Annotated in this window: 25 protein-coding genes; 15 read left to right on the top strand and 10 right to left on the bottom strand. The window is 71.6% G+C overall.

What is annotated here, in order from left to right:
* Nucleotides 1-68: 68 nt before the first annotated feature.
* The gene (locus tag A4R43_RS19780) at nucleotides 69-770 is read right to left on the bottom strand and encodes an IclR family transcriptional regulator (RefSeq protein WP_162788519.1); all 702 of its coding nucleotides are present in this window, start codon (nucleotides 768-770) and stop codon (nucleotides 69-71) included.
* A 79-nt stretch (nucleotides 771-849) separates the two neighbouring features.
* Here A4R43_RS19780 and leuC point away from each other — a divergent pair, with 79 nt between their 5' ends.
* The 4 genes from leuC (at nucleotide 850) to A4R43_RS19760 (ending at nucleotide 7368) form a co-directional block, all read left to right on the top strand.
* Nucleotides 850-2289 carry a 3-isopropylmalate dehydratase large subunit gene (leuC, locus tag A4R43_RS19775; RefSeq protein ID WP_113693689.1) on the top strand — a complete coding sequence of 480 codons (1440 nt, stop codon included), beginning with the start codon at nucleotides 850-852 and terminating at the stop codon, nucleotides 2287-2289.
* Between the two features lie 25 nt (nucleotides 2290-2314).
* Nucleotides 2315-2914 carry a 3-isopropylmalate dehydratase small subunit gene (gene leuD, locus A4R43_RS19770; protein ID WP_113693688.1) on the top strand — a complete coding sequence of 200 codons (600 nt, stop codon included), beginning with the start codon at nucleotides 2315-2317 and terminating at the stop codon, nucleotides 2912-2914.
* A 231-nt stretch (nucleotides 2915-3145) separates the two neighbouring features.
* Nucleotides 3146-3793, top strand: a complete 648-nt coding sequence (locus tag A4R43_RS19765; protein WP_113693687.1) for an HU family DNA-binding protein — start codon at nucleotides 3146-3148, stop codon at nucleotides 3791-3793.
* Between the two features lie 848 nt (nucleotides 3794-4641).
* Nucleotides 4642-7368, top strand: a complete 2727-nt coding sequence (locus A4R43_RS19760) for an AfsR/SARP family transcriptional regulator (RefSeq protein ID WP_236809130.1) — start codon at nucleotides 4642-4644, stop codon at nucleotides 7366-7368.
* A gap of 65 nt (nucleotides 7369-7433) precedes the next feature.
* Here the strand turns inward: A4R43_RS19760 and A4R43_RS19755 are convergent, their stop codons facing one another.
* The 3 genes from A4R43_RS19755 to cofC form a co-directional block, all read right to left on the bottom strand.
* On the bottom strand, nucleotides 7434-8432 hold the full coding sequence (locus A4R43_RS19755) for an NUDIX hydrolase (protein ID WP_236809129.1): 999 nt from the start codon (nucleotides 8430-8432) through the stop codon (nucleotides 7434-7436).
* Entirely contained in the window at nucleotides 8429-10630 is a 2202-nt protein-coding gene (locus tag A4R43_RS19750; protein ID WP_113693686.1) for an RNA degradosome polyphosphate kinase, read from the bottom strand. Before A4R43_RS19750 ends, A4R43_RS19755 begins: the two co-directional genes overlap by 4 nt.
* Nucleotides 10631-10698: 68 nt before the next feature.
* Nucleotides 10699-11316, bottom strand: coding sequence for a 2-phospho-L-lactate guanylyltransferase (gene cofC / locus A4R43_RS19745; protein WP_113697739.1), 618 nt, complete (start codon nucleotides 11314-11316; stop codon nucleotides 10699-10701).
* 130 nt (nucleotides 11317-11446) lie between these two features.
* On the opposite strand from cofC, the gene A4R43_RS19740 reads away from it, so the two are divergent.
* The 3 genes from A4R43_RS19740 to A4R43_RS19730 all read left to right on the top strand — a co-directional run bounded on the left by A4R43_RS19740 (nucleotide 11447) and on the right by A4R43_RS19730 (nucleotide 13853).
* Nucleotides 11447-12145, top strand: a complete 699-nt coding sequence (locus A4R43_RS19740; protein ID WP_113693685.1) for a lysophospholipid acyltransferase family protein — start codon at nucleotides 11447-11449, stop codon at nucleotides 12143-12145.
* A 13-nt stretch (nucleotides 12146-12158) separates the two neighbouring features.
* The gene (locus A4R43_RS19735) at nucleotides 12159-13169 is read left to right on the top strand and encodes an NAD(P)H-dependent glycerol-3-phosphate dehydrogenase (protein WP_113697738.1); all 1011 of its coding nucleotides are present in this window, start codon (nucleotides 12159-12161) and stop codon (nucleotides 13167-13169) included.
* A gap of 198 nt (nucleotides 13170-13367) precedes the next feature.
* On the top strand, nucleotides 13368-13853 hold the full coding sequence (locus A4R43_RS19730) for a cysteine dioxygenase (protein ID WP_113693684.1): 486 nt from the start codon (nucleotides 13368-13370) through the stop codon (nucleotides 13851-13853).
* On the opposite strand, the gene A4R43_RS19725 is transcribed toward A4R43_RS19730, so the two are convergent.
* Complete coding sequence (locus A4R43_RS19725) at nucleotides 13808-14473, bottom strand: pyridoxamine 5'-phosphate oxidase family protein (RefSeq protein WP_113693683.1); 666 nt, start codon at nucleotides 14471-14473, stop codon at nucleotides 13808-13810. The genes A4R43_RS19730 and A4R43_RS19725 overlap by 46 nt on opposite strands.
* A 69-nt stretch (nucleotides 14474-14542) precedes the next feature.
* Between A4R43_RS19725 and pdxR the strand changes: the two genes are divergently transcribed.
* Together pdxR and A4R43_RS19715 are read left to right on the top strand one after the other, a co-directional pair.
* Nucleotides 14543-15943, top strand: a complete 1401-nt coding sequence (gene pdxR / locus A4R43_RS19720; RefSeq protein ID WP_113693682.1) for a MocR-like pyridoxine biosynthesis transcription factor PdxR — start codon at nucleotides 14543-14545, stop codon at nucleotides 15941-15943.
* 6 nt (nucleotides 15944-15949) lie between these two features.
* Nucleotides 15950-17041 (top strand): D-alanine--D-alanine ligase family protein, encoded by a 1092-nt coding sequence (locus A4R43_RS19715; protein ID WP_113693681.1) that lies wholly within the window; start codon nucleotides 15950-15952, stop codon nucleotides 17039-17041.
* Nucleotides 17042-17295: 254 nt separating this feature from the next.
* Here the strand turns inward: A4R43_RS19715 and A4R43_RS19710 are convergent, their stop codons facing one another.
* The 3 genes from A4R43_RS19710 to A4R43_RS19700 form a co-directional block, all read right to left on the bottom strand.
* Nucleotides 17296-18264 carry a right-handed parallel beta-helix repeat-containing protein gene (locus tag A4R43_RS19710; RefSeq protein ID WP_113693680.1) on the bottom strand — a complete coding sequence of 323 codons (969 nt, stop codon included), beginning with the start codon at nucleotides 18262-18264 and terminating at the stop codon, nucleotides 17296-17298.
* Between the two features lie 65 nt (nucleotides 18265-18329).
* Nucleotides 18330-18893: a DUF3515 domain-containing protein gene (locus A4R43_RS19705; RefSeq protein ID WP_113693679.1), complete on the bottom strand. Its 564-nt coding sequence runs from the start codon at nucleotides 18891-18893 to the stop codon at nucleotides 18330-18332.
* A gap of 19 nt (nucleotides 18894-18912) precedes the next feature.
* On the bottom strand, nucleotides 18913-19146 hold the full coding sequence (locus A4R43_RS19700; protein ID WP_113697737.1) for an Lrp/AsnC family transcriptional regulator: 234 nt from the start codon (nucleotides 19144-19146) through the stop codon (nucleotides 18913-18915).
* A 110-nt stretch (nucleotides 19147-19256) separates the two neighbouring features.
* On the opposite strand from A4R43_RS19700, the gene A4R43_RS19695 reads away from it, so the two are divergent.
* Genes A4R43_RS19695 through A4R43_RS19680 form a run of 4 tightly spaced genes read left to right on the top strand, consistent with a single transcriptional unit; the run spans nucleotide 19257 to nucleotide 21974 of the window.
* Nucleotides 19257-20231, top strand: coding sequence for a thiamine-phosphate kinase (locus A4R43_RS19695; RefSeq protein WP_113693678.1), 975 nt, complete (start codon nucleotides 19257-19259; stop codon nucleotides 20229-20231).
* 10 nt (nucleotides 20232-20241) lie between these two features.
* The gene (locus A4R43_RS19690; protein ID WP_113697736.1) at nucleotides 20242-20718 is read left to right on the top strand and encodes a GNAT family N-acetyltransferase; all 477 of its coding nucleotides are present in this window, start codon (nucleotides 20242-20244) and stop codon (nucleotides 20716-20718) included.
* A gap of 11 nt (nucleotides 20719-20729) precedes the next feature.
* A complete protein-coding gene (locus A4R43_RS19685) occupies nucleotides 20730-21251 on the top strand; it encodes a gamma carbonic anhydrase family protein (RefSeq protein WP_113693677.1) in 522 nt (173 codons plus the stop codon).
* Nucleotides 21252-21296: 45 nt separating this feature from the next.
* Nucleotides 21297-21974: a uracil-DNA glycosylase gene (locus A4R43_RS19680; RefSeq protein ID WP_113693676.1), complete on the top strand. Its 678-nt coding sequence runs from the start codon at nucleotides 21297-21299 to the stop codon at nucleotides 21972-21974.
* Between the two features lie 65 nt (nucleotides 21975-22039).
* Here A4R43_RS19680 and rpmB read toward each other — a convergent pair whose 3' ends face one another.
* A complete protein-coding gene (rpmB, locus tag A4R43_RS19675; protein ID WP_113693675.1) occupies nucleotides 22040-22231 on the bottom strand; it encodes a 50S ribosomal protein L28 in 192 nt (63 codons plus the stop codon).
* Between the two features lie 139 nt (nucleotides 22232-22370).
* Here rpmB and A4R43_RS19670 point away from each other — a divergent pair, with 139 nt between their 5' ends.
* The gene (locus tag A4R43_RS19670; protein WP_113693674.1) at nucleotides 22371-23960 is read left to right on the top strand and encodes a DAK2 domain-containing protein; all 1590 of its coding nucleotides are present in this window, start codon (nucleotides 22371-22373) and stop codon (nucleotides 23958-23960) included.
* Nucleotides 23961-23965: 5 nt separating this feature from the next.
* Nucleotides 23966-26125 (top strand): ATP-dependent DNA helicase RecG, encoded by a 2160-nt coding sequence (gene recG, locus A4R43_RS19665; protein WP_113693673.1) that lies wholly within the window; start codon nucleotides 23966-23968, stop codon nucleotides 26123-26125.
* Here the strand turns inward: recG and A4R43_RS19660 are convergent.
* A complete protein-coding gene (locus A4R43_RS19660; RefSeq protein WP_113693672.1) occupies nucleotides 26122-26727 on the bottom strand; it encodes a TetR/AcrR family transcriptional regulator in 606 nt (201 codons plus the stop codon). The genes recG and A4R43_RS19660 overlap by 4 nt on opposite strands.
* Nucleotides 26728-26740: the final 13 nt, after the last annotated feature.

The following is a 26740-nucleotide window of genomic DNA, read 5'->3' as shown; positions in this document are numbered from 1 at the left end:
CGGCTGACGCGGCCGGTCGCCGCCATGAACGGGTCAGCGCCGTGCGGTGACCCGCTCATGGCGCTGCTTCACAGGCGTTCCTGGAGCGCTTCGGCGGCCGCCAGCAGATCCGCCGCCCAGCGCGCGCCCGGCTTGCGCCCGATGCGCTCGATCGGCCCGGAAACCGACACCGCGGCGACCACCGTCCCCGAGGAATCCCGCACCGGTGCCGAGACACTCGCCACACCCGGCTCACGCTCGGCCACGCTTTGCGCCCAGCCGCGCCGCCGGACCTCCAGCAGCGTGCGCTCCCCGTAGACCGCGTCGGTCAGGATCGCGCGCTGGGTGTGTGGATCCGACCACGCGGCGAGCACCTTGGCGCCGGAGCCGGCGGTCATCGGCAGCCGTGAACCGATCGGCACGGTGTCGCGCAGGCCACTCGGCGGTTCCGCGGTGGACACACAAACCCGTTGCACGCCATCGCGGCGGTAGAGCTGCACGCTCTCGCCGGTGATGTCGCGCAGCTTCGGCAGCACCGAGCTCGCCGCGTCGAGCAGCGGATCCGTTGTGCCACCGGCGAGTTCGGCCAGCGCCGTGCCCGGCCGCCAGCGCCCGTCCGGCCCGCGCCGGAGCAGTCTGTGCACCTCCAGCCCGACCGCCAGCCGGTGCGCCGTCGCGCGCGGAAGGCCGGTCCGGCTGCAGAGTTCGGCGAGCCCGCAGGGATCTTCGGCGACCGCCTGCAGCACGGCCACCGCCTTGTCCAGGACTCCGATACCGCTATGCTGTCCCACAGCGCGATACTATCTTCCCGAAGTTTGGGAAGTCCAGATCCTGGGAAAATCCCGGTAACGTCTTATGGGAGGTGCCCTGATGTCTTCGAACCGGGGCCGCACGCTGGCGGAAAAGGTGTGGGACGCACATGTGGTGCGCCGCGGTGAGGGAGCCGAGCCCGACCTGCTCTACATCGACCTGCACCTGGTGCACGAAGTGACCAGCCCGCAGGCCTTCGACGGCCTCCGGCTGGCGGGCAGGCCGGTGCGCAGGCCGGACCTGACCATCGCCACCGAGGACCACAACGTGCCGACGGTCGACATCGAACTGCCGATCGCCGATCCCGTTTCGCGGACCCAGGTCGACACGCTTCGCCGCAACTGCAAGGAGTTCGGCGTCCGGCTGCACCCGATGGGCGACGCCGAGCAGGGCATCGTGCACGTGATCGGCCCGCAGCTCGGACTGACCCAGCCGGGCATGACGGTGGTCTGCGGTGACAGTCACACCTCCACGCACGGCGCGTTCGGCGCGATGGCCTTCGGCATCGGCACCTCCGAGGTGGAGCACGTGCTGGCCACCCAGACGCTGCCGCTGCGTCCATTCAAGACGATGGCGATCAACGTCGACGGGCAGCTGCGCCCCGGCGTGACCGCGAAGGACATCATCCTCGCGGTGATCGCCAAGATCGGCACCGGCGGCGGGCAGGGCTACGTGCTCGAGTACCGCGGCAACGCGATCGAGGCGCTGTCCATGGAAGCCCGGATGACGGTGTGCAACATGTCGATCGAGGCGGGCGCCCGCGCCGGGATGATCGCGCCGGACGAGGTGACCTTCGACTACCTCAAGGGCCGCCCGCACGCGCCGCGGGGCGCGGACTGGGATGCCGCGGTGGCGGCCTGGCGCGAGCTGAAGACCGACGACGACGCCGAGTTCGACGCCGAGGTGCACCTCGACGCCGACTCGCTGACCCCGTTCGTGACCTGGGGCACCAACCCGGGGCAGGGCCTGCCGCTGGGCGAGTCGGTGCCCGATCCCGAGGCCATCGCCGACGAGAACGAGCGGTTCGCCGCCGAGAAGGCCCTGTCCTATATGGACCTCAAGCCGGGTACCCCGCTGCGGGAGATCCAGGTGGACACCGTCTTCCTCGGCTCGTGCACGAACGGCCGGATCGAGGACCTGCGGGCCGCCGCGGCGGTGCTGGCCGGGCACAAGGTGGCCGACGGCGTGCGGATGCTGGTGGTGCCGGGTTCGATGCGGGTGCGCCAGGCCGCCGAAGCCGAGGGCCTGCACAAGATCTTTACCGACGCCGGCGCCGAATGGCGGCAGGCCGGCTGCTCGATGTGCCTCGGCATGAACCCGGACCAGCTCAAGCCGGGCGAGCGCAGCGCGTCGACCTCCAACCGGAACTTCGAGGGCAGGCAGGGCAAGGGCGGCCGGACGCACCTGGTCTCGCCGCTGGTGGCCGCCGCGACCGCGGTCCGCGGCACGCTGTCCTCGCCGGAGGACCTGGTCCCCGCCGCCGCCGGTACCCCCCAGTAACCCCAGCTTCAGGAGTCATCCCATCATGGACCCCTTCACCACCCACACCGGCGTCGGCGTGCCGCTGCGCCGGTCCAACGTGGACACTGACCAGATCATCCCGGCCGTCTACCTCAAGCGCGTGACCCGCACCGGGTTCGAGGACGGGCTGTTCGCCGCCTGGCGCTCGGACAGCGAGTTCGTGCTGAACCAGGAGCCCTTCCGGGCGGGCAGCGTGCTGGTCGCCGGGCCGGACTTCGGCACCGGCTCGTCCCGCGAGCACGCGGTCTGGGCGCTGATGAACTACGGCTTCCGCGTGGTCATCTCGTCCCGGTTCGCCGACATCTTCCGCGGCAACTCCGGCAAGCAGGGCCTGCTGGCCGCCCAGTGCGAGCAGTCCGACGTCGAGCTGCTCTGGAAGCTGCTCGAGAACGACCCCGGCACGGAGGTCACCGTGGACCTCCAGGCGAAGACGGTGCGGGCCAAGGACTTCACCGCGCCCTTCACGATCGACGACTACACCCGCTGGCGGCTGCTCGAGGGGCTGGATGACATCGCTCTCACCCTGCGACACGCCGAAGAGATCGATTCGTTCGAAGCCGGTCGTCCTTCGTGGAAGCCGGTGACCACCCCGCTGGGCGGCTGAGCTGCACGGATTCCCTGCTCAACAAGGGAATCCAGGCCCCGCCGAAGGGCGGTACACCCGTGCCAGACGGCCCGCTGGAGCCCCGCCGAGGGTCCCTCTAGAGGCGGAACCACCGCCGATACAAGGGAAAAAATCCGCGTGCCGTTTGGAATTTGTGCTGCATTGGTAATACCGTGTGCGCAAGTCGGCCGAAGGAGGCCGTGTACGGATAGTTCTTCTTGGAGGACCGGAATGGCCAACAAGGCCCAGCTGATCGAGGCGCTGTCGGAGCGTCTGGGCGACAAAAAGGTTGCATCGGAAGCGGTCGACGGTCTCGTCGACATCATCATCCGGACGGTCAACAAGGGCGAGAAGGTGAACATCACCGGCTTCGGGGTGTTCGAGAAGCGCGCCCGCGCCGCCCGGACCGCTCGGAACCCGCGTACCGGTGAGACGGTCCGCGTCAAGAAGACCAACGTGCCTGCCTTCCGCGCCGGCACGACCTTCAAGGACGTGGTGAGCGGCGCGAAGAAGCTGCCGAAGGTCACCGCCGCCAAGCGCGCCACCGCGGGTACCCGTGCCGCGAGCACCACCACTCGCGCCACCACCACCCGGGCGACGGCCAGCCGTCCCAGCACCACCCGCAGCACCACGACTCGCACGCGCGCCACCGCCACGCGCAGCACCGCCGCGAGCCGCACCGCTGCCAAGGCGGCGCCGAAGACGGCCGCGAAGGCGACCACGGCCAAGGCGACCACGGCGAAGAAGACCACCGCCAAGGCCGCCCCGAAGGCGGCGGCGAAGACCACCGCCAAGGCCACCACCAAGGCCGCTCCCAAGGCGACCGCCGCGAAGAAGACCACCGCGGCCAAGCGCACCACCGCCGCGAAGAAGAAGTAGTTCGCGGCAAGAGCGGTACCTACGGCAGGGCCCCGTGCTGACTCGGCACGGGGCCCTGCCGCGTCCGGAGCCGGGTTGGGGGCCGTGGGTGGCCTGGGTTGTCGCCGTTTTCGGAGCTGGGGTTGCGGCCGGGTAGCCGCTGTGCTGTCGCCGCTTGGCCGCTGGGGTTGCCGCGGTGCGTTGTGGCGCTGGAGCCGGGTTGTTGCTGCGTAGCCGCCGTGCTGTAGCGGTGTAACCGCCGGGGTTGCCGCCACGTTGTTGCGGGGCTGGGGCTGGGGTTGCGGCCGCCCTTGTGCGGCGCTGGAGCCCGGGGGTTGCGGCTGCGTAGCCGCCAAGCTGTTGCTGCGGTATGGCCGCTGGGTCGCCGCGGCGTTGTTGCCGCGTAGCCGCTGGGTTGCCGCTGCGCTGTGGCCGGTTTGTTGCCGCGCTGTCGGCGGGTGTTGCCGTGTTGTGGCCGCGTTGTTGGCGGGTTGTTGCGGCGTGGCCGCCGGATGGTCACCGCGCTGTCGGCAGGGGTTGCTGCGTAGCCGCCGGGATTGCCGCCGCGCTGGGCCGGGGTTGTGGCATGACCGCCGCGTTGTCGGTGGGTTGTTGCCGTGCCGCTGCGGTGTTGTGGTGGCGGTTTTCGTTGCGTTGTTGGCGCGTTGTCGGATGTGGTGGCTCGCCAGGTGACCACACGCAACTCGCCAACTGGCGCACTCGCCGCCCGCGCCGCTGTGACGTTCGGCGAGTGCGCGCCCGCACCCCCGCTCGCTAGAGTCGAGAACCGCGGCGCGCGACCGCGGCCTGAGGAGGTAGCCGTCATCGACATCCGGCTGCTCGGCTCGTTCGAAGCCACGATCGGAGGTTTGCCGGTAGCACTGACCAGTGCGCGCCAGCGCGCGCTGCTCGCCGGGCTCGCGTTGTCCGCTGGCCGCCCGGTGTCGATCGACACGCTGGCACGGTACGTCTGGGGCGAAAGCCTGCCCGCCCGCGTGCGCGGCAGCCTGCACACCTACGTGATGCGCCTGCGCCGCCTGATCGGCGAGGAAACCGTGGCCACCGCGCCCGACGGCTACCGGCTCGCCATCGAACCGGACCGGGTGGACGCGCTGCGCTTCCTCCGCCTGCTCGACGACGCCGTGGAACAACCGGATCCGGTCGCCGAACGACGCATGCTCGTCACCGCGCTGGCGCTGTGGCACGGCACCCCGCTGGAGGGCGTCGGTTCCCCCGCGCTGGCCGGGGAATGGGCGCCGCTGCTGACCGAGCGGTACCTGCTCGCGGTGGAGCGGCGGATCGATCTCGACGCCGGCGCGGGCGAAGGCGCCGACCTCGCCGCCGAGCTGACCGAGCTGATCGCGCGCTACCCGCTGCGGGAGTCCTTGTGGGAGCGGCTGGTGGCCGAGCTGGCCCGCACCGGCCGCCGCGCCGAAGCGCTGGCCAGGTACGCGAAACTGCGGGAGCTGCTGGCCGAGCAACTCGGCGTCGAGCCGGGCGCGGAACTGCGCCGCCTGCACCTGGAACTGCTTTCCGCCGAAGCGCCACCGGCACCGGCCGCCCGCGCGGAGGTCCCGCGGCAGCTGCCGTTCGACGTCACGCGCTTCACCGGCCGCGACAGCGAACTCGCCGAGCTGGACGAGTTCCTCGCCGGGCAGCACGAACGCTCCACCGCGATCGCCGTCATCGAAGGCGCCGCCGGGGTCGGCAAGACCTCGCTCGCCGTGCACTGGTCGCACCGCGTCCGCGACCGCTTCCCCGACGGGCAGCTCTTCCTCGACCTGCGCGGGCATTCCGCCGACGCCCCGATCACCCCCGACGCGGCGCTGGGCCGGTTCCTGCGCGCGGTCGGCGTGGCTGCCGAGGCGATTCCTTCCACAGTGGAGGAACGCTCGGCGATGCTGCGCAGCAGGCTGGCCGGGGCGCGGATGCTGTTGCTGCTGGACAACGCGCACGACGCGGCCCAGGTCCGGCCGCTGCTCCCTGGCTCGGGCAACCTGGTCGTGGTCACCAGCCGCAGCCAGTTGCGGGGCCTGGTGGCCCGTGAGGGCGCCCATCGCCTCGCGCTGGGGTCCCTGGACCACCGCGGCGCCACGGCGCTCCTGGCGGGCAGTGTGGGCCATTCCCGGCTGGCCGCCGAACCCGACGCGGTGGCCGAACTCGCCGACCTGTGCGGCGGGCTGCCGCTCGCGCTGGCGCTGGCGGGGGAGCGGGCGTCCCGGTTCGGCGGCATGTCCATCGCCGGGATCGTGGAGGAACTGCGGGACCAGCGCTCGCGCCTGGACACCCTGCGCGACCCGCACGACACCGGCACCGATCTGCGTGCCGCGTTCTCGTGGTCCTACAAGGCACTGCGCCCGGAAGCGGCGAAGCTGTTCCGGCTGCTCGGCCTGCACCCCGGCGTGGACATCAGCCTGTCCGCCGCCGCGGTGCTGTGCGGCAGGCCGGTGCGGGAAACCAGGGACCTGCTCGACCAGCTCGCGTCCGCGCACCTGCTCAACCAGCCGCGCGCCGACCGGTACCAGTTCCACGACCTCCTGCGCGTCTACGCGGTGGAACGGCTGGAGGAGGCGGAAAGCCCGGCGGAGCAGGAACACGCCTTCCGCAGGCTGCTCGACTGGTACCTGTGCACCGCCGCCGAAGCCAACAGCCAGGTGCGGCCCGACCTGCTCACCGCCGACGTGGTGCTGCCCGAGATCGACGGTCCCGCGGTGCGGTTCCCCGACCGCGCCGCGGCGACCGCCTGGTACCTCGGCGAACGGTCCACCTTGGTGGCGCTGGTGGCCGCCGCGGCCCGGCGCCGCTGGGCGGACCGCGCGTGGCAGCTCAGCTGGCTGCTGCGGGGCTTCAACGCCGAACGCCACGACATCGACGAGTGGATCGAGATGGCGCGCCACGCGGTGGAGGTCGCCGAAGCCGAGGGTGACCGGCTCGGCCTGCAGTACGCGGCGAACAACCTGGGTACGGCGTTGCTGCGGGCCTCGCGCACCGACGAAGCGCTCGCCGTGCTGGAGCAGGGACTCGCCGCCGCGCCCGAGGGCGGGAACGCGCTCAGCGTGGCCATCCTGAGCAATCTCGCCGGTGCCTACTACCTCCGCGCCGAATACGAGGAGTCCTACCGCTACAGCTCGGCGGGCGTGGAAGTGGCGCGCCGCTCCGGGGAGCAGACCTACGTCGCGCACGCCGAGCTGAACCTGAGCGCCAGCTGCATCGGGCTCGGCAAGTTCGACGACGCCGCCGAGCACGCCAAGAAGGCGGAGGAGGCCTTCCGCGCCGTCGGCGACCAGTACCACTCCGCGCTGGCGAAGGGGAACCACGCCGAGGCGCTGGGCCGCGCCGGCCGGTACGACGAGGCCATGGAGCACGGCCTGCGCGCGCTGGCGTCGCTGCGGGAGATGGGTGCCGACTACGGCAGCATCGACGTGCTCATCACGCTCGGCCGCATCCAGCACTCGATGGACGAGCACGCAGGCGCGCGGGAGCACTGGCTGGAAGCGCTGGAGACCTGCCTGCGGCTCAACGATCCCCGTACCGGGGAAGTGCGTGGCCTGCTCGCCGGGCTCGCCACACCGGAGCGGGATGCGCCGCACCCCTAGACCGTCGCATCCCGCCCGGCAACGGGCGTGGACGCAGTACAGCAGGATGGGCTGTCAGGTCGCTGTCACTCGCCTTTCGCGCTGTTCAACGGCGAAGGCGAGGGCAGCTGGCTGGCGAAGTAGGTGGCCGCGGCCAGGCGCGGGCCGTCGTTCCCGGCGGCGGGCCGGAAGCTGAGCAACCACAACGAACCCTTCTTCGCCGGCGCGGGCCGCCGCTGCTGCTCGGCGTCGGTGACCCGGCTGCGCAGGTCGAGCTGGACCCCGTCGCGTTCGGCCAGCTGCGTGACCACGTCCGGGATCACCCCGCCCTGGCTGCAGATCAGCGGCGTGCCGCCGTCACCGGCGATGGCCAGGAACCGCGCCAGGCCGAGCACCGGGTCGGCCCAGTAACCCTCTTCGGAGAGCAGGTGTTCCTGGATCACCTCGGTGCCGAGGTCCTCGGCGACCTTCTGCACGGTCTGCACGCACCGCAGGCGCGGCGCGGAAAGCACCCGGTCCGGGCCGAACAGCGTGGTGACCGCGCGCACACCATCGGCCTGCCGCAGCCCGGCGTTGGACAGCGGGCGCAGGTCATCGTCCCCGGTCCACTCGTCGCGCTTGCCCGCCTTGGCGTGGCGGACCAGCAGCACGGTGGTCAGGTCGGCGGGCAGCGCGCAGAACTCGCGCAGCGTCTCCACATCCCCCTGGCGGGTCAGGATCGCCTCGGCTTCGGCCGGGCGCAGCCAGCGCAGCTCGTCGACTTCCTCGTTCGGCGTGAACTCACCGCTCGCCACGCGCGCGCTGAAGTAGTCGACGGTCTTGCCGACCGTGCCGTCCCCGCCCGGCGCGGGCACCCGGTAGGCGACCTGCTTCAGGAAGCGCCCGAGCACCACGCGGAAACCGGTCTCCTCGTGGAGTTCGCGCACGGCCGCGGCGGCCGTGGTCTCACCGGGGTCGAGCTTGCCCTTGGGCAGCGACCAGTCGTCGTAGCGCGGGCGGTGCACCACCGCGATTTCGGTACCACCTGGCGCGGACCGCCACAGCACCGCGCCGGCGGCGCGGACCTTCGTCTCTTCGTCGTTCAACCGTTCGCCCTGTGCTTCGAGATCAGCTCCACCTGATGGTCCCGCACCTCGGTGTTGTCCGCCGGGGACGGTGACCACTCGCCGGTCGCGGTGAGCACCCAGCAGCGCGTGGCCGGGTCGAGCGCGGACTCGAAGATCTCGTCCAGCTGCCGCATCAGCTTGGCGTCCTTGACCCGCACCAGCGCTTCGATCCGGCGGTCGAGGTTGCGGTGCATCATGTCCGCGCTGCCGATCCAGTAGCTGCCGCCACCGCGGAAGTGCAGGATCCGCGAGTGCTCCAGGAACCGGCCGAGGATCGAGCGGACGCGGATGTTGTCGCTCAGCCCCTCCACGCCCGGTTTCAGCGAGCAGATCCCGCGCACCACCACGTCGACCTCGACCCCGGCCTGCGACGCCTGGTACAGCGCGTCGATCACCTGCTCGTCGACCAGCGAGTTGCACTTGATCCGCACACCCGCCGGGCGACCGGCGCGCGCGTGCTCGACCTCTTCGGCGATGTAGGCCAGGATGCCGCGCCGGATGCCGTTGGGCGCGGTGAGGATGTTGCGGAAGGTGTCCTGCCGCGAGTACCCGGTGAGCACGTTGAACAGGTCGGTCAGGTCGGCGCCGATGCTCGGGTCCGCGGTGAGCAGCCCGAGGTCCTCGTACAGCCGCGCGGTCTTCGGGTTGTAGTTGCCGGTGCCGATGTGGCAGTAGCGGCGGATGGTCGAGCCCTCCTGCCGCACCACCAGCGCGGTCTTGCAGTGCGTCTTGAGCCCCATCAGCCCGTAGACCACGTGCACGCCGGCGCGTTCCAGCGTGCGGGCCCAGGTGATGTTGGCCTGCTCGTCGAAGCGCGCCTTGATCTCCACCAGCGCCACCACCTGCTTGCCCGCCTCGGCCGCGTCGACGAGCGCGTCCACGATCGGCGAGTCACCGGAGGTGCGGTACAGCGTCTGCTTGATCGCCAGCACCTTGGGATCAGCGGCGGCCTGCTCGACGAAGCGCTGCACGCTGGTGGAGAACGAGTCGTACGGGTGGTGCACCAGCACGTCGCCCTCGCGCAGCGTGGCGAACACGCTCTTCGGCGTCTCGCGCTCGCCGAAGGCCGGGTGCGTGGCGGGCACGAAGGTCGGGTACTTGAGCTCCTTGCGGTCCACGCCGGACAGCTGGTGCAGGCAGGTCAGGTCGAGCAGCCCGGGCACCTCGACCACGTCGCGCGGGTCCACCTCCAGCTCGCGCAGCAGCAGTTCGAGCATGTGCTCGCTCATGTCCTGCGCCACTTCGAGCCGGACCGGCGGGCCGAACCGGCGTTGCGCCAGCTCGCGTTCGAGCGCCTGCAGGAGGTCCTCGTCGCGGTCCTCCTCGACCTCGAAGTCGGCGTTGCGGGTGATCCGGAAAACGTGGTGCTCGGTGACCTCCATGCCGGTGAACAACTCACCGAGGTGCGCCGAGATCAGTTCCTCCAGCGGCAGGAAGGTCGCCTCGCGCTGCTCGCGGTGCGCCTCCACCCGGATCAGCCGGGGCACGTTGCTCGGCACCTTGACCCGCGCGAAGCGCTCGGTGCCGCCCTCCGGGTCGCGCACGGTCACCGCGAGGTTGAGCGAAAGGCCCGAAATGTACGGGAACGGGTGCGCCGGGTCCACCGCGAGCGGGGTGAGCACCGGGAAGATCTGGTCGGTGAAGTAGTTCGACAGCCGCAGCTGGTCCGGGCTGTCCAAATCGGACCAGCTGACGATCCGGATGCCGACCGCGGCCAGCTCGGGGCGCAGTTCCTCCTCGAACGCCCCGGTGTGCCGCTCCACCAGGTCCTGGTTGCGCTTGGCGATGTAGGCCAGCTGCTCGCGCGGGGTGAGCCCGTCCGCGCTGCGCACCGACAGGCCGGTCTCGTCGCGGCGCTTCAGCCCGGCCACCCGCACCATGTAGAACTCGTCCAAATTGGACGCGAAGATGGCGAGGAACTTGGCCCGCTCGAGCAGCGGCTGCGAGGCGTCCTCGGCCAGCGCGAGCACGCGCGCGTTGAAGTCCTGCCACGACAGCTCGCGGTTGAAGTAGCGGTCGTCGGGGAGCGAGTCGGTCAGCGGCGCCGCCGCGGTCACCGCCGGTGGTGCCGAGGGCACGCCGTGTTTCTCCGGCGCGGACTGGTCGGCGGTGGGCCGGGCCCGGCGCAGGTCGGGTGGGGCGGGTGGGGGGTTCAGCGGCTCGCTCACAACCTGCATTCTTCCGTACTCGGCGGCTTCCTGCGCATACCGCGATCTACGACACGATGAATTCCACCTGGTGACGCTCAGCTCAGGCAGCAGGCCTCGCCGAGCAGGGTCGAGGTGCGCTCGCCGAGCCCGAGTCTCCTGGCGTTGGCGAGGTCGGCGGCGGTGTCCACGTCGCTGCGCAGCGAGGGCGCGAGCACGTCCAGCGGCACCGCGCCCGACGCGGTGTGCGCGAGCGCGGAGCCGGTGCCGAAGCGCGGGTCCAGCGGTTCACCGGGCGCGGCGACCAGCAGCGTGGTGCCGGTGCCCTGGCGGTCGGCGACGAAGGCACGGCGGTCGGCGGCGGCACCGAGCGCCATCGCCAGCTCGTCCGGTCGCAGCGCGGGGAGGTCGGCCTGCAGCGCGGCGACCACCCCGCCGGGATCGGCGCGGCGCAGGATCGCCTCCCCGCGGCGAAGTGCCTGGTTGAGCCCGCGCACCCCGGCGTCGCCGACGATCTCGACGCCGAGCCGGTGCAGCCCGGTCAGCGCGGCCGGTTCGGCGGCCACCACCAGCACCCGGCGGACGCCGTTCGCCGAGGTCGCCGCGGCGAGCGTGTCGGCGGCGAGTGACAGCACGAGTTCGGTATGGGTGTCCTCGTCGTGCATGTCGTCCAGCGCACCACGCAGCCTGGACTTGCCCAGGCTGGGCGGTTTCATCGGGACGATCAGGTCCACCTCGCGAGCCACGCCTCCTTTCTACCCCCGCGCGCACCGACCCGCCCTACCTCCGTGCCGCGCCGGGAGGCAGGATCACTGGATCAGCGGGGAACCGGAGCGAGGAGGAGTTTTGGCCGATCGGGAAAAGGGCGGTTTCTGGGTCGGGACCGCCGCGGCGCTGTTCTACCCGCTGACCCTGCTCGGCAGGCGGGAGTACCGGCACAGCGAGCGCATCCCGCGCACCGGGGGCGCGCTGCTGGTGCTCAACCACATCTCCCACCTCGACCCGGTGGTCGACGCGGTGCTGGTGCACCGCAACAAGCGCGTGCCGCGGTTCATGGCGAAGGAGAGCCTGACCCGCACGCCGCTGCTCGGCAAGATCCTCATCGGCTCGGGCGGCATCCCGGTCTACCGCGGCTCGTCCAGCGCCGGTGACAGCCTGCGCGCGGCGCACCAGGCACTGCGCGAGGGCAAGGTGGTGGTGATCTATCCCGAGGGCACGATCACCAGGGACCCGGCGGTCTGGCCGAAGAAGTCCTACACCGGTGCCGCGCGGCTGGCGCTGCAGAACGACGTGCCGGTGATCCCGATCGCGCGCTGGGGCACGCACGAGATCCTCAACGGCTACACCAGGAAGTTCCGGCCGTTCCCGCGCAAGCGCGTGGTGCACTCGGTGGGCGAGCCGCTCGACCTCTCGCCCTACCGCGGCCGCCCGCTCGGTGCGAAGGTGCTGCGTGAGGTGACCGACCTGATGATGGACGAGGTGACCGCGCTGCTCGCCGAAGTGCGCGGGGAACAGCCGCCGGCCACGCGACCCGACGAGGACTGAAAACATGACCGGCATGGACATCCAGCGGGTCACCGTGCTCGGGGCCGGCTCGTGGGGCACCACCTTCGCCAAGGTGCTCGGTGACGCCGGGCGCGACGTGACGATGTGGGCCCGGCGGCCGGAGGTCGCCGCGGAGATCACCGACGCCGGGACCAACGGCGGTTACCTGCCGGGCGTGGCGCTGCCGTCGCGGATCACCGCCACCGCCGACCCGGCCGCCGCGCTCGACGGCGCGCAGGCGGTGGTGCTGGCCGTGCCGAGCCAGAGCCTGCGGGCCAACCTGACCGCGTGGCGCGGGCTGCTGCCGCCGGACGCGGTGCTGGTCAGCCTGGCCAAGGGCGTGGAACTGGGCACGCTGAAGCGGATGAGCGAGGTGATCACCGAGATCGCCGGGGTGCCGGACGGGCAGGTGGTGGTGGTCTCCGGGCCGAACCTGGCCAAGGAGATCGCGCAGGAGCAGCCGTCGGCGGCGGTGGTCGCGTGCGCCGACCACGAGCGCGCGGTGGCCGTGCAGCGGGCCTGCTCGACGGGCTACTTCCGGCCGTACACGAACACCGACGTGGTGGGCTGCGAGCTGGGTGGCGCGTGCAAGAACGTGATCGCGCTGAGCTGCGGCATGGCCGCCGGGCTCGGTTTCGGCACGAACACCATGGCGACGCTGATCACCCGCGGCCTGGCCGAAATGGCGCGGCTCGGCGTGAAGCTGGGTGCCGACCCGCTGACCTTCGCCGGGCTGGCCGGGGTGGGCGACCTGGTCGCCACCTGCTCGTCGCCGCTGTCGCGGAACCGGACCTTCGGGGAGCGGCTCGGGCGCGGTGAGTCGGTCGCGCAGGCGCAGGAGGCGGTCGGCGGTCAGGTGGCCGAGGGCGTGAAGTCGTGCACGTCCATCCGGGAACTCGCCTCCGGCCTCGGGGTCGACATGCCGATCACGGACGCCATGCACCGCGTCTGCCACGGCGGGGAGGACCCGCGACGGCTGGGCGCCGAACTGCTCGGCCGCACCCGGAAGCACGAATGGTCCTGATCACACTCGGTGTTCACTGGGTGGGACGTGGTTGACCGCGGCGGAGCCTGCTGCTTCGCTCGTGGTGTGTTGATGCGTGAGACGCCCGTGCGAGCCGGCCTTCGAGGCATGCCCCGTGTCTTCGCGCTGTGTCCGTGTTGTTGCCGCTGAATCCTGCTCGTTTCCAGCCGCCACAACACCCATAAAGGACAAACCACCATGTTCGCCGTTCCGGACAACACCGTCGCGCTGGCCGAAAACGCGGTGCAGCGCCACCCCGTGCGCGTCGCACTGGAGTACGCCAACGACCGAGACCGCTGGCGCCACCTGCTCCGCTACGACCCCGACCAGCGCTTCTCCGCGCTCATCGCCCGTGACGAAGAGCAGGAGATCTGGCTGATGAGCTGGCTGCCCGGCCAGGAAACCGACCTGCACGACCACGTCGAGTCGACCGGCGCCTTCACCGTGGTCTCCGGCGCGCTGACCGAAACCGTCAGCCGCCGGGCCGTCGACGGCCGCGTGGTCACCGAGGTGCACCCGCTGGTCGCCGGTCAGTCACGCGTGTTCGCCCCGGGTTACGTGCACCACGTGCACAACCCCGGCGGCGACCCGGCGATCAGCGTGCACGTCTACCGCTCCGGCGGCCGGGCCATGCGCAGCTACCGCGGCAGCTTCGTCGACGGGCCCACCCGCTCCACCACGTGAGCGGGCACCGGGACCGAGCACTTCGGATCGGTATCGGGCTCCCCGAAGGACATCCGGATCGGCAGCACGCCCGCCCACGCGGCGTCCGCCTCCACGTCGTCGGGGTGGTCGAGCGCACCGGCGTCGCGCACCTTCACCGACGCCTCGGCCAGGTCGAGCGCGAGCACCGAGACCGCCGCGAACTCCTTGGCGCTGACCTCGCGCGCGTGCTCCCACGAACCGGGCGCGAGGTGGTCGGTGAGCACACGCAGCCCGTGCCACTTCTCGTCCCCGGACAGCGCGCGTGCCCGCCCGTGCACCACGGCGCTGCGGTAGTTCATCGAGTGGTCGTTGACCGAGCGCGAGTACACCACGGCGTCGAGCAGGGTCACCGTCACGCAGATGTCGATCTCGGTGGCGGCCGCGCGCATGCTCGGGGAGCCGGTGGAGCCGTGCAGGTAGAGCGTTTCCCCGTCGCGGCCGTAGCCGGTCGGCAGCACCACCGGTGAGCCGTCGAGCACCAGGCCGAGGTGGCAGACCAGGCCCTCGTCGAGCACGGCGTACAACTCGGCCCGGTCGGTCCGGCCGCGGTCCTTCTTCCGGGTCAGGGTGCTGCGCGGAGTAGGTGACAATGGGGTCATGTCCCCAGCTAACCTCGGCTAAGTGGCATCATTGAATGGCCAATCGCCGCCAAGTTCCAAGAGGCCACTTTGCCGCATTCCGACACCGCGCTGCCGGTGCGCCTTGACCGCCGGAGCGCAACCCCGCTCGCCGTGCAGCTCGCCGACGCGCTGCGTGAGTCGGCCGCCACCGGCCACCTGCGTGGCGGCGACCGCCTTCCGTCCACGCGGGCGCTCGCCAACCGCCTCGGCGTCAGCCGGACGGTGACCTCGGCAGCATACGAGCAACTGCACGCCGAAGGCTGGATTGCCGGGCGGCACGGCTCTGGTACCTACGTCACCACCTCGCCGCCGCGTGACCGGCCCGCCCGCGGCCTGGTCATCGGCGAGGCACCGGCCCGGCCCGACCTGCTCGACCTCAGCCCCGGGGTGCCGTGGGCCGACGGGCTGGACCGCGCGGCCTGGCGACGGGCCTGGCGCGCGGCCGCCGACGCGCCGCCGTTGTCCAGGGCCCATCGCGCCGGCCTGTTCGACTACCGCGCGGTGATCGCCGAGCACCTGCTCCGCCACCGCGGGCTCCCCGCGGGCACGGACTCGGTGCTGGCCACCGCGGGCACCACCGCCGCGTTGATCGAGATCGCCGGTGCGATCTTCCGCCCCGGTGACGTGATCGGCGTCGAGGAACCCGGGTACCAGCGGGCCGTGCAGGCGCTGACCAGCATCGGGCTGAAGACCGTGCCGGTGCCGGTGGACGGCGAGGGGCTGCGCCCGGGCGCGGTGCCGCGCGGGCTGCGCGCGGTCTACTGCTCTCCGGCGCACCAGTACCCGATGGGCAGCCGGATGAGCGCGGCCAGGCGGGTCCAGCTGGTCGAGCGGGCGCGGGCCGAGGACTTCCTGCTCATCGAGGACGACTACGACGGTGAGCTGCGGTTCGACGTGGCGCCGTTGCCGCTGCTCGCCGCGCTGGCCCCGGACGTGGTGGTGCACCTGGGCACCACCAGCAAGATCCTCACGCCCACGCTCGGCGCGGGCTGGATGGTCGCGCCGCCGAAGGTGGCCGCGGCGGTGCTGGAGTACCGCGACCGCGTCGGCACCCGGCCGTCCCCGGCCGGGCAGCGCGTGCTGATCGAGCTGGCCCGCCACGGCGACCTGGGCCGTCACCTGCGGAAACTGCGCCGCGAGCTGTCCGAGCGGCGGTCCATGCTGACCGGCGCGCTGTACGACAGCGGCATCCCGGTCCTCGGTGACGACGCGGGCGCGCACCTGGTGGTCCCGCTGAACTCGGCGGCCGAGGAACGCGACAAGGTGCGCGCGGCCGAGGCGGCGGGCATCCGGCTCGACCACCTCGGGCGCCATTTCGCGGGCATCCCGACCGCCTACGGCATCCCGCTCGCCTATTCGGGTTGTTCCCGCGACGCGCTGGCCGGCGCGCTGGACACGCTGGTCCGCCTACTGCGGCCCGGAGTGATCCACAAGAGCCCGGTAGGGTGACGCCTCATGACCGCAGCCAAGACGCGGGTCGCCGTGGTGTTCGGCGGCCGCAGCACCGAGCACACCATCTCCTGCGTTTCGGCGGGCAGTGTGCTGGCGAACCTGGATCCCGAGCGGTTCGAGATCGTGCCCATCGGCATCACCCGCGAGGGTGGCTGGGTGCTCGGCACGAGCGACCCGGACCGCCTGCGCATCGAGGGCGACCAGCTGCCGGTGGTGGCCGACGGCCGCAGCCTGGTGCTCACCGGTGACCGCACCAACCGCGAACTGGTCTCGCTGGACGCCGGGGTGGACGCGATCGGCGCGGTGGACGTGATCTTCCCGGTGCTGCACGGCGCCTTCGGTGAGGACGGCACCATCCAGGGCCTGCTGGAACTGGCGGACGTGCCCTACGTCGGTGCCGGCGTGCTCGCCAGCGCGACGGCGATGGACAAGGAGTTCGCCAAGAAGCTGCTCGCCGCCGAGGGCCTGCCCGGCGGCGACTACGCGGTGCTCCGGCGTGGACAGTCCACTTTGCCCGAAGCCGAGCGCGAACGCCTTGGCCTGCCGGTTTTTGTCAAACCGGCCAGGGCCGGGTCCTCGATCGGCATCAGCAAGGTGACCGACTGGTCCCAGCTGGACGCGGCGATCGCGCTGGCCCGCGAGACCGATCCGAAGGTGCTCGTCGAGGCCGCGGTGGTCGGCCGTGAGGTCGAATGCGGCGTGCTGGAGTTCCCCGACGGCCGGGTCGAAGCCTCGCTGCCTGCGGAGATCCGCGTGCTCGCCACCGACGAAAGCGCCTGGTACGACTTCGAAACCAAGTACCTCGGCGAGGCGGCGGAGCTGGACATCCCGGCGAAGCTGGACGACCAGGTGACCGAGCGCCTGCGCGAGATGGCCGTCGACGCCTTCCACGCGCTGGACTGCCAGGGCCTGGCCAGGGTGGACTTCTTCGTCGGCGCCGACGGCACGCTCACCATCAACGAGGTGAACACCATGCCGGGCTTCACCGCCACCTCGGCCTACCCGAAGATGTGGGCGGTGACCGGGGTGGACTACCCGACCCTGCTGTCCACTTTGGTCGACACCGCGCTGGCCCGCGGCACCGGCCTGCGCTGACTGCGGCGGCTCACTGGCGGGCCCGCCGTCAACAGTCGCTGGTGGCCGGGCGGGTGTCACGAATGTGGCTTTCGGGACGTTTTTCGTCTCGAAAGTGGCTTTCGTGACACTAGGCGTCTCGAAAGTGGCTTTCGTGACACGAGGCGTCTCGAATGTGGCTTTCGTGACGTGAGGCCGAGGGCTCGGGCGGACACGAATGTGGCTTTGGGGGCGGATTCGGCCCCGAAAGCCACATTCGTGTTCCAACCCGGCCGTCAGCAGCCGCTGGTGGCGGGCACGTTGCTGAACCCCTTGCCCGCGTTGGTCACCGTGTTGCTCGCGCAGACCTTGTTGCCCAGCCCCGTTTTGTGGATGTAGAAGCCATACGCGCCAGCTGACCGCACATCCGCGGTGTTGTTCGCGAAGGTGTTGTTCTCGCCCCAGCCCGCCAGCTGGACGTGCACCTCGAACCCGCCGTAGCTCTTGGTCGTGACGAACACCTTGCTGCCCTTGTTGTTCGTCACGCGGTAGCCGTTGCCCTTCACGTCCACCCAGCTGTCACCGGAGTTCTCGCCAAGCTGCCCGGTGCCGTCGAAGGTGTTGCCGGACAGCTCACCGTCGCTGGTGCCCTCCTTGACGTCGATCGCCTCGGCGGCCACGTTCGGCCCGATCTTGTTGCCCAGCGCCTTGTTGCGGTCGCTGCGGTCCGGTGTGCCGCCCGGCCAGTTGCTCTTCGCCGAGCCGAAGTAGATGCCCTCGCCGTAGCTGGGCGTCTGCTTGCCGGTGTCGCTGATCTCCGAGTTGCGCACCACGTTGTCGGTGCTGCCGTGCTGGAAGTGGATGGCTTCGTGGCCGATGCCGTGCACGCGCAGGCCGTCCACGACGGTGTGGCGCACGCCCAGCGCCATCAGGCCCTTCTGCCCGCCGGTGATGGTGAAGCCTTCGAGGTTCCAGTAGCTGCCGGTCAGTTCGAGGCCACGCCCGCCGGACGCCTTGAGCACCGCGTCACGCGGGCCCTTCAGCGTGATCCGGGCGCTCGCCGTGCCGCTGACCGGTGCCTTGAAGTTGCCGGTGAAGGTGGTGCCGGCGGCCAGCTGGATGGTGTCGCCCGGTTGCACTGTGGACAGTGCGGTCTTCAGTTCCTCGCCGGTCCGCACGGTGACGACCGCGGCCGACGCGGTGCCGGGAATGATGAGCGCCGCGAGCGCGGCCGAAACGACAACTGCGGTGACGCCTGCACGCATCGAGTCCTCCGAGTCTCCTGCGTGGCGGCGGGAAACACTCACGCTAATGAGCGTTCCTATTCCGGTCAACCGTCGGAGAAGCGCAGCGGCACCGGGGGCAGCGCGCCCGCGATCGCGTCGGAGATCTCCTGCAGCGGGCCGGTCCCGGCGCTGTCGGGCACGGTCAGCGCCACGTAGACGGCGCGGTCGGCGAGGAACCAGGTGGTGGTGCCCTCGGCGGTCACCGGCAGCCACTGCACCGAGTTGACCACGCGCAGCTGGGCGGTCCTGGTCAGCTCGCGCGGCTGGTCCAGACCACAACGCAGGATGATCGGGTCGCCGGTGCCCCATGCGGTGGTGGACGGGGGAGCGGGCTGCGCCAGCTCGCGCTTGGCGAGCTGCTCGCCGTTGGAGGTCAGCGCACCGGGCAGCGCGCCGAGCAGCGTGGCGCATTCGGGCGCGGCGGCCTGCGGCGCGGGCACCGGCACCAGGGGGAGCGGGCCGTCGTCGCGTGGCGCGGCCTGCTCGTCGGCCGAGCCGGTGAGGATGCCGAAAACCGCCACCCCGGCGGCGAGCGCGACCGCCAGGGTCGCGGCGATCACGATCAGCAGCCGGGGCGGGGCACCGGTCTCGGAGTCGAACTCAGGCACGGACCTACTACAGCACGGGTCAGAGGTGCACCACGGGGCAGGTCAGCGTGCGGGTGATGCCCTCCACGTTCTGCACCTTGGCCACCACCAGCTGGCCCAGCTGGTCGACGTTGTCGGCGGCGGCCCGGACGATCACGTCGTAGGGCCCGGTCACGTCCTCGGAGGTGGTGACCCCGGGAATGCCCGCGATCTCCGCCGCGACGGACGCGGCCTTGCCGACCTCGGTCTGGATGAGGATGTATGCGTGGACCACGGCGTGCCCCTTCGTCTGGATCTGGCTGCGCAAGGTAGGAACGTCTGAGGAACGTACCCCAGTAAGGGAACGATAGGGGATCCGACTATTTGAGGTCAGGAGGTAACGGCGTGCCGCGGGACACATCCGAGCAGCCGACCGTGGCGCAGACGGGTGAGTTCGGCCTGATCCGCGCCCTCACCGAAGGCCGCGCGCAGCCGCCGTTCACGCTGCTCGGGCCGGGCGACGACGCGGCGCTGGTGGCCGCGCCCGACGGACGGGTGGTGGCCAGCACCGACGTGCTGGTGGAGGGGGTGCACTTCCGGCTCGACTGGTCCACCCCCGAGCAGGTGGGCCGCAAGGCGGTGGCGGTGAACCTGGCCGACATCGCCGCGATGGGCGCGCTGCCCAGCTCGGTGCTGGTCGGCTTCGCCTGCCCCGGCGAAACCCCGGCGGCGGTGCTGACCGGGCTCGCCGACGGCATGTGGGCCGAGGCCGAACGCGCCGGGATCGGCGTGGTCGGCGGCGACGTGGTCCGGTCGGACAACCTGGTGGTGAGCATCACCGCACTGGGTGATCTGAACGGGCTGCCGCCGGTGACCAGGGCGGGTGCCCGGCCCGGTGACGTGGTCGCGGTGTGCGGGCGGCTGGGCTGGGCGGCCTCCGGGCTGGTGGTGCTCGGCCGCGGGTTCCGCTCGCCGGTCGGCGTGGTCAACGCCCACCGCTATCCCGAGCCGCCGTACGCCGCCGGGCCCGCGGCCGCGTCGGCCGGGGCCACCGCGATGATCGACGTCTCCGACGGCCTGCTGGCCGATCTGGGGCACATCGCGAAGGCGTCCGAGGTCGGCATCGACGTGCGCACCGAGGCGCTCCAGCCGGACCAGCGGCTCCAGGAGGTGGCCGCCGCGCTCGGCGCCGACGCGCAGCACTGGGTGCTCACCGGCGGCGAGGACCACGCGCTCGTGGCCACCTTCCCGCCGCACGTGGACCTGCCGTCCGGCTGGCGCCGGATCGGCTCGGTGACCATGCCGGAGTCCGGGGTGACGGTGGACGGGCGGCCGTATGTGACCGAAGAGACCGGCTGGGAGCACTGGAAAACCAGCTAGGGTGCCGATCGTGGAGATCCGTGTGACCGCCTACGACGATCCGGACGCGCAGAAGCTGATCGCCGAGGTGCAGCAGGAGTACGTGGTGCGGTACGGGTCGCCGGACGAGAGCCCGGTGCGCCCGGAGGAGTTCGCCGCGCCCAACGGGTTGTTCCTGGTCGGCTACCTCGACGACGTCCCGGTGGCGACCGGGGCGTGGCGGGTGCGTGACGCCGACGGTGGTGTCCTGCGGGACGGCGACGCCGAGATCAAGCGCATGTACGTCACGGCCACCGCGCGCGGGCGCGGGTTCGCGCGGGCCATGCTCGCCGAACTCGAGCGCACCGCGCTGGCCGCCGGCCGGCGGCGGATGGTGCTGGAGACCGGCACCGAGCAGCCCGAGGCGATCGAGCTGTACCGGTCGAGCGGCTACCTGGAAATGGACGGCTTCGGCTACTACGCCGACACGGTGGAGAGCCGGTACTACCGGAAGTCACTGACCGGCTGAAGGAGGACAGCGTGGCGATCTACGCACTCGGCGACCTGGTGCCCGACATCCATCCCGACGCCTACGTGCACCCGGACGCGACCCTGATCGGCGACGTCCGGATCCGCGCGTTCGCCTCGGTGTGGCCGCAGGCCGTGCTGCGCGGGGACAACGGCTACATCGAGATCGGCGAGCGCTCCAACGTGCAGGACGGCTGCGTCATCCACTGCACCGAGCAGCACCCGACCGTGCTCGGGCCGTCGTCGGCGATGGGGCATTCGGTGCACGTCGAGGGCGCGGTGATCGGCACCGGCTGCCTGATCGCGTCGGGCTCGGTGGTGCTGAACGGCAGTGAGATCGAAGACGGCGGCATGGTCGGTGCGGGAGCCGTGCTGTCGTACGGGTCGAAGGTGGGCTCCGGCGAGATCGCGCTGGGCGTACCGGCGAAGACGCGGGAGAACAGGTCGTTCGGCCCGGAGATGATCGAGGCCGTGGTCGCCAGCTACGTCGGCCGTGCCGCGCGGTTCCGCAACGAACTCCGACTGCTTAGCTGAGGTCGGCGTCCCGAAGGTGTGACGCGGGCGATAGAGTCGCCCGCCGTGACCGCACGACCGCTGCACGAGATCGTCGAAGCAGGCTGGGCGAAGGCCCTCGCACCGGTGGAGCGCAACATCGCCGCGATGGGCGAGTTCCTCCGCGCGGAGATCGCCGCCGGGCGCACCTACCTCCCGGCCGGGGAAAACGTCCTGCGCGCGTTCAAGCAACCGTTCGACGAGGTGCGGGTGCTCGTCGTCGGCCAGGACCCGTACCCGACGCCGGGGCACGCCATCGGGCTGTCGTTCGCCGTCGCGCCGGACGTCCGGCCGCTGCCGAAGAGCCTGGTGAACATCTACAAGGAGTACGCCGACGACCTCGGCCACCCGCTGCCGTCCAACGGGGACCTCACGCCGTGGACCGAGCAGGGCGTGCTGCTGCTCAACCGGGCCCTCACCGTGCGCCCCGGCAAGCCGAACTCCCACCAGGGCAAGGGCTGGGAGGAGGTCACCGAGCAGGCGATCAAGGCGCTGGCCGAACGCGGTGGCCCGCTGGTGGCGATTCTCTGGGGCAGCAACGCGCGCAAGCTCAAGCCGCTGCTCGGCGGGGTGCCGTGCGTGGAGTCGGTGCACCCGAGCCCGCTTTCCGCGCACAACGGCTTCTTCGGCTCACGCCCGTTCAGCCGGGTGAACGAACTCCTCGTGCAGCAGGGCGCGCAACCCGTCGACTGGAAGCTCCCGTAGGCACCCGGGCACACCAAAACGGCGGGCGCCCTGCTGGGCACCCGCCGTTTTCGAGTCTCAGGGCGTCAGCCCCTGACGACCTTCCCAGCCTTGATGCACGAGGTGCACACGTTCAGGCGCTTGCGCTGGGACAGACCGACCTTGGCGTGCACGGTCTGGATGTTCGGGTTCCACCGGCGACTGGTCCGCCGGTGGGAGTGTGAGACCGACTTACCGAAGCCGGGTCCCTTGCCACAGACGTCGCACACGGCAGCCACGTCGAACTCCTTTGGATCTTCGAAGACGAATCACGCCCGGCACGGCGGCCAGGCAACTCGACCATAGTAACCAGTACATTCCGAGGCGGCCCGGACGGGGTCGCTACCCTCGCCTGGACCAGGTCAGGAGGTTACACGGGTGCGCGAGTTGGACGCCGCCGCGGTCGGGCGCTGGGCCTCGGCCTGCGCGCACAGCCTGGACGCGCTGCGACCGGAGATCAACGGCATCAACGTCTACCCGGTGGCGGACTCCGACACCGGGTCGAACCTGCACCACACCGTCTCCGGCGCCTGGCACGCGCTGCACGGCGCACCCGCCCCGGCCACCGCCGGCGCCGCGCTCGCGGTGCTGGCCAAGGGCGCGGTCGCGGCCGCGAAGGGGAACTCCGGGGTGATCCTGTCGCAGGTGCTGCGCGGCCTCGCCGAGGCGCTGGCGGACCGCCCGGTCGACGGCCCGGCGCTGGCCGAGGCGTTCCGGCACGCCGACGAGGTGGCCACCGGCGCGGTCGCCCGCCCGGTCGCCGGGACCATGCTGAGCGTGCTGCACGCGGTGGCCTCGGCGGTGTCCGGGGCGACCGGTGAACTGGCCGAGGTCGCCCGCACCGCCGCCGAAGCCGCCGCGGCGGCGCTGGAGCAGACGCCGCAGCAGCTGCCCGTGCTGGCGCGCGCCGGGGTGGTGGACGCGGGCGGGCGCGGGGTGGTGGCCGTGCTGGACGCCCTCTTGGACGTGATCACCGGCGGCGGGCACACCCACGACCACCCGCTCACCGCGCACGGGCACGGCCACGGCGAGCCAGCGTTGTACGCGTGGGAAGTGATGTTCCTGCTCGAAGGCGCCGACGAGGCCGCGCTGCCGGTGCTGCGCAAGGCGCTCAGCGGGCTCGGTGACAGCGTGACCGTGGCCGCCGACGGTGCCGGGGCGCACGCGGTCCACGTGCACTGCGCGGACATCGGCGCCGCCATCGAAGCCGCGCTGGACGCGGGCCGCCCGCGCCGGATCCGGGTCGAGCCGCTGGTCACGCCCGCGCCGCTGCAGCCGGGTGGCGGGCTCGACCGCACGGTGGTCGCGGTGGTGCACGGCGACGGGCTGGCCGAGGTGATCCGGGCGGAGAACGTCGCGGTGCTGTCGGTGCCCGCGGGTGCGGTGCCGAGCGTGGAGGAGATGCTGGGGCTGATCACCGAGACCACCGGCAAGCACGTCACCGTGCTGCCCGGCGGTCCCGAGCTGACCGCCGCCGCGGACACCGCGGCCGGGCACGCGATGGCCGGTGACCGCGACGTGGTGGTCATCCCGTGTGCCTCGCCGGTGCAGGTGCTGGCCGCGCTGGCGGTGCACGACCCGGCCCGGCGCACCAACGACGACGTGGTGGCGATGGCGGAGGCCGCCGCCGCGACCCGCCGCGGTGAGGTGCTGGTGGCCACCGGTGAGGCGCTGTCGGTGGTCGGCCGCGCGCACGCCGGTGACGTGGTCGGCCTGGTCGACGGTGAGGTGGTGCGCATCGAACCGGCGCCGGCGACCGAGGCGAACCTGCTGGAGGCGGCGATCACCGTGCTGGCCAGGCTGCTCGGGCCGGGCGGCGAGCTGGTCACCGTGGTCACCGGGGTGGGCGCGCCGGCGGGCATCGAAGAGGTGCTCACCGGCTGGCTGCGTGGCGAGCACCCGGAGGTCGAACTGGTGTGCTATTCCGGACGCCAGACCGACGCCGTGCTGCTGATCGGGGTGGAGTAGGGAAGATGACCGTCCTTGACGACAAGCTGACGCCGCTGCTCGGCGCGAAAACGGCCAAGGCGCTGGCCGGTTCGCTGGGCATCGAAACCGTCGCCGACCTGCTGCGGCACTATCCGCGGCGGTACGACGAGCGGGGTTCGCTGACCGACATCGGCGGGCTGGAACTCGGTGAGCACGTCACCGTGATGGCCAGGGTGGAGAAGGTGTCGCGGCGGTCCATGCGGGCGCGGGCGGGCACGATTCTCGAGGTCACCATCACCGACGGCCGCCGCAGGCTGCAGCTGGCCTTCTTCAACCAGGTCTTCCGCGAGCGGGAGCTCAAGATCGGCAAGACCGGGCTGTTCGCGGGCAAGGTGACCGCCTTCCGCAACAACCTCCAGCTGGCCAATCCCGAGTACGAGCTGTTCGAAGGCGACGACCTGAACGCGTCCGTGATGGACGAGTTCATGGGCATTCTCCCGGTTTACCCGGCGGCGCAAGGCATCCAGACGTGGGCGATCGCGCGTGCGGTGCGGCAGGTGCTGGACACCCTGGACGACGGCGCGGACGAGGACCCGATGCCCGCGGAACTGCTCGCCGAGAAGAAGCTGGAGTCGCTGCACGACGCGCTGCGTCAGATCCACCGCCCGGAGAGCTGGGCGCGCCTGGAGTCGGCGAAGCGGCGGCTCAAGTGGGACGAGGCGATGTCCGTGCAGCTGATCTTCGCGCAGCGGCGCTATTCCGCGGTTTCGCGGCCGGCGCCGGTGTGCGCGGTGAAGTCCGGCGGCCTGCTCGAAGCCTTCGACCAGCGGCTGCCGTTCGAGCTGACGCCGGGGCAGCACGAGGTCGGCGCGAAGATCTCGGCGGCGCTGTCGGTCGAGCACCCGATGAACCTGCTGCTGCAGGGCGAGGTCGGCAGCGGCAAGACGATCGTCGCGCTGCGGGCGATGCTCCAGGCGGTCGACGCCGGGCGCCAGGCCGCGATGCTGGCGCCCACCGAGGTGCTGGCCGCGCAGCACGCGCGGTCGTTGCGCGAGATGCTCGGCGAGCTGGGGCAGGCCGGGGAGCTGGGCGCGGCGGAGAACGCGACGAAGATCACCCTGCTCACCGGTTCGCTGCCCGCCAAGGAACGCAAGCAGGCGCTGCTGGACACCGCGAGCGGCGCGGCCGGGATCGTGGTCGGCACGCACGCGCTGATCCAGGACACGGTTTCGTTCGCCGACCTGGGTTTTGTGGTGGTCGACGAGCAGCACCGGTTCGGCGTGGAGCAGCGGGACGCGCTGCGGACGCGCGGTGCCGAGGGCACCAGCCCGCACGTGCTGGTGATGACCGCGACGCCGATCCCGCGCACGGTGGCGATGACGGTGTACGGCGACCTGGAAGTGGCTTCACTGCGCGACATGCCCGCCGGGCGCTCGCCGATCTCGACCACGGTCGTGCCGGTCGCGGAGAAACCGCAGTGGCTGGACCGGGTGTGGGGCCGGGTCGCCGAGGACGTGCGCAAGGGCGACCAGGCCTACGTGGTGTGCCCGCGCATCGGCGACGAGCCCGCGTCGGACAAGAGCGACAAGCGGCCGCCGCTCGCGGTGCTCGACGTGGCCGAGGAGCTGGCGGCGGGACCGTTGCAGGGCCTGAAGATCGGCGTGCTGCACGGGCGGATGCCGCCGGACGAGAAGGACGCGGTGATGCGGGCCTTCGCCGCGGCGAAGCTGGACGTGCTGGTGGCCACCACGGTGATCGAAGTCGGCGTGAACGTGCCGAACTCCACGGTGATGGTGATCATGGACGCCGAGCGGTTCGGGGTGAGCCAGCTGCACCAGCTGCGCGGCCGCGTCGGGCGAGGGTCGAAGCCGGGGCTGTGCCTGCTGGTCACCGAGGCGCTGGAGGGCACCACCACCCGCGAGCGGCTGGACGCCGTCGAGTCCACAACGGACGGTTTCGAGCTTTCCCAGCTGGACCTGGAAATCCGGCGTGAGGGGGACATCCTCGGCGCGGCGCAGTCCGGCAAGCGGTCCGGGCTGAAGCTGCTGTCGCTGCTGCGCGACGAGGAGATCATCGCGGAGGCGCGGGTGCGCGCGCAGGAGATCGTCGCCGAGGATCCGGCGCTGGAGCGGCACCGCGGCCTGGCCAGGATGGTGGCTTCGGTGGTGGACGAGGAACGTGCCGAGTACCTGGAAAAGTCCTAGCCCGTGCGGAAAGCGCCCGCTCGCGCGGCGATCACGGCGACCCGCGCGGCCCGGTCGGCGACGGCGGCGTCCACCGGTTCCCGGCTGACAAAAAGCCGGTAGAACACCGGCGCGGCGGCCTGCCGCATCACCTCGACCGGGTCGGTGTCCGCCGGGACCTCACCACGCGCGATGGCGCGCTCGGTCATCGCCGCGCCCTTGCGGTGGCGGTCCCGGTAGTACTCGCGCAGCGCGTCGGCGGCCTTGGGCGACTGGAAGGCCGCCGCCACCGAGGCCATCGGCATCGCGGACTTCGCCGGGTCGGTGAAGTAGTCGGCCAGTTCCCGGTTCATCGCGCTGAGGTCGCCTTCGAGCGAGCCGGTGTCCGGCACCTCCCAGCCGTGCTCGATGCCGAACAGCAGTGCGGCCGCGACCAGGCCCTCGGCCGAGCCCCAGCGGCGGTACAGCGTGGTCTTGTGCACCCCGGAGCGATCGGCCACGGCGTCCACGGTGAGCCCGGGATAGCCCTGCTCGGCCAGTACGTCCAGGGTCGCGGTCAGCACGGCGACCCGGTTGCGCTCGGTGCGCCCGCCGGGCCGGGTGCCGGGCAATTCGGTCGACAAGTGCCACTCCTGT

The organism is Amycolatopsis albispora (assembly GCF_003312875.1).
In the GTDB taxonomy this organism is placed as follows: Bacteria; Actinomycetota; Actinomycetes; order Mycobacteriales; family Pseudonocardiaceae; genus Amycolatopsis; species Amycolatopsis albispora.
The sequence above is the reverse complement of the archived record's forward strand: the minus strand, read 5'-3'. Positions and strand labels throughout refer to the sequence as shown.